This is a genomic window from Lysinibacillus sp. NPDC096418, from assembly GCF_044762775.1.
Lineage (GTDB): Bacteria > Bacillota > Bacilli > Bacillales_A > Planococcaceae > Lysinibacillus.
Window position 1 is genome coordinate 1 of record NZ_JBIWEY010000077.1, and the last position, 2,421, is coordinate 2,421.

General features: G+C 31.8%; 1 protein-coding gene. It reads right to left on the bottom strand.

The window, feature by feature from the left end:
• Nucleotides 1–369 precede the first annotated feature (369 nt).
• Nucleotides 370–1,263 carry a patatin-like phospholipase family protein gene (locus ACIQZG_RS24420; RefSeq protein WP_402758748.1) on the bottom strand — a complete coding sequence of 298 codons (894 nt, stop codon included), beginning with the start codon at nucleotides 1,261–1,263 and terminating at the stop codon, nucleotides 370–372.
• Between the last annotated feature and the right edge of the window lie 1,158 nt (nucleotides 1,264–2,421).

Genomic DNA, 2,421 nt, shown 5'->3' on the forward strand with positions numbered 1-2,421 from the left:
AGGATCAAACTCTCCATAAAAGTAGTTTGAAAGCTCATTAGCTTTGCTAGCGTATCAACTAAAAGTTGATATCTATTTATTACTTATGTTTTGTTTACTAACTTAGTTGTTAGTTACTTAAAACGTTATTGATTACGTTTTGCTTGTTCAGTTTTCAAGGTTCATTTTGTTGTCGCTTTGTTTCAGCAACTTTTATATAATACCATGTTAACAAAAGTTTGTCAACATTTTTTTATTTCCCTCGTTGCGACCACATATCGTAACAGCAACTTTTATATAATAACACCTACGATATATATCGTCAATAGTTTTTTTGAAAATTAGTACTCAGTAATAGAATCTCTTTTCGCTAGTGGCTATTAACTAGATTTAAATTTTATATCTAGGCCAGTTTTTTAGAAATTCAATAGTACGGTGCCTACCTATCTCCATTAAAGTTTCTTTGGTCTCTTCATTAAGATCAAATTGAGTGGCACTATATTCTTCTACTGGAATAAATATAACATCTTTTTCATGACGCCTTGAAATATACCGCTCATCATGTGCATCTTTCATGGTAGCAAATAATGCTTCAAATAAATTCAATCCATTATTTATTTTTTGTGGGCACTGTTCTTCTCTTCGATGACTTAATTTAAGCCCTATAGTAGGACGTAATTTTCTACCGTTAGCATCATCAAAAATCCAAAGCGGAAAATTACTTAATACACCACCATCAACAACTATAGATTCGCCTTTGCCTGTCTTTAAGGTTACCGGTTCAAAGAAGAAAGGGATTCCACAACTCATGCGTAAAGCACACGCTACAGAAAAGGTACTTGCATTTATTTGATAATCATCTAAATCATCCGGCAATACAATCATCTTCCCATTTGTTAAATCAGATGCAACTAATTTTAATGAACCCTTCGGTAAATCAGAAAATGTATAAACACCTTTTGCCGCTAATTTTTTGTAAAACCATTTTTCTAATGACTTTCCTCTATATAAACCTAAATGACGATAAACATTTACCCATTTCATAAATGGTAAAGGTAATATAGTTTTTCTAGGATCAAGTAATGTTGCTACATCTAATTCTTCTAATATTCCCTCAATTTCTTGACCATTGTAACCTGCAGCAATAAAAGCAGCTAATATCGCCCCAGCACTCGTCCCCGCTACTCTCTTAAAACGAAATTTTTGACTCTCCAAAACTTGATATGCCCCAACTAATGCAAAACCCTTTAAACCACCACCAGAAAAAACCCCATCAATCCACAAAATTCCCTCTCCTTTTTCAAATAATCTTTATAATATAAGAAAAATCAAAGGAAATTAGAACTTAATAAAAATTTCCGTACTAAAAAACTCACCAACTACTGTTTTTATCCAGAAATCGACAATTTAATACTTCCTTATCGAACTTTTTATCCTGGGGCGATTGTTAAATCTATCTTAATTAGAACTGATGTACACAAATACTATTTATACTTATTAACAGGCTAATCTATGAAACAACAATATCAATTCTTTTTCTAACTCAGTATTTGATTCCGGTTCGAAATCTTATTATTATCATTTTGATTCAGCAAATTGAAAGATTTAGCAAAGTATTCAGTAACTTATTTAAAGCTTACAATTAAATTGTCCTAGACAGAAAAAGAATTAATTTATCAATGTTTAGAAAACTATGCTGAGCCTTTTTCCTATGCTGGTGATTATCTATTAAAAGAGATAGGGGAATCTTACCATAAAGAAAAATTAAAGCACTATCGTTATTAATCTACCCACGTTGTTTATTAAAGTAAATTAATGGTCATCAACACTACCTTTGTGAACTTTCTAATAGGACCTTATCGATACAGAAAATATTCACAAAAACGGGGATATATCGTGGGTTACTGAAGCTTTGCTATTTTATTGAAAATATTAGCTACTGAATCCCTTAAACAAATGGATCTTGGGGTCATTGTCAAAAACAACAAAACCTATTTTCTATATTTGTAAAAGGTAAAGAAGGCATCACTGAACATATAATTCGGAAGCAAGGTGGGTAATCTAAACAAAGAGGAATAAAACACAAACAAATTTTTGTTCTTGTTACCAAAAATCAAGCTCAAAATGCTTATATGAGGCGTGTTATGAAGAACAAAGTTGATAATGTCCTCATTACAGATACTTAGAAGCCTTATAAAACCTTCGCAAACGAAACGAGATTAGAGTACTATTCAATCAAATCTATTAATAGAAAGCACGTTCCTAAAGGTTTGTATCACATTCAGAACGTCATTGATTACCATTATTTTAATTAAATTTCAATATTATGATTTAACTCAGTTTAAACAATAAAAAAACAGCCAACATATAGTTGACTGTTTCATGTGCCTAGCGACGTCCTACTCTCACAGGGGGAAGCCCCCAACTACCATCGGCGCTAAA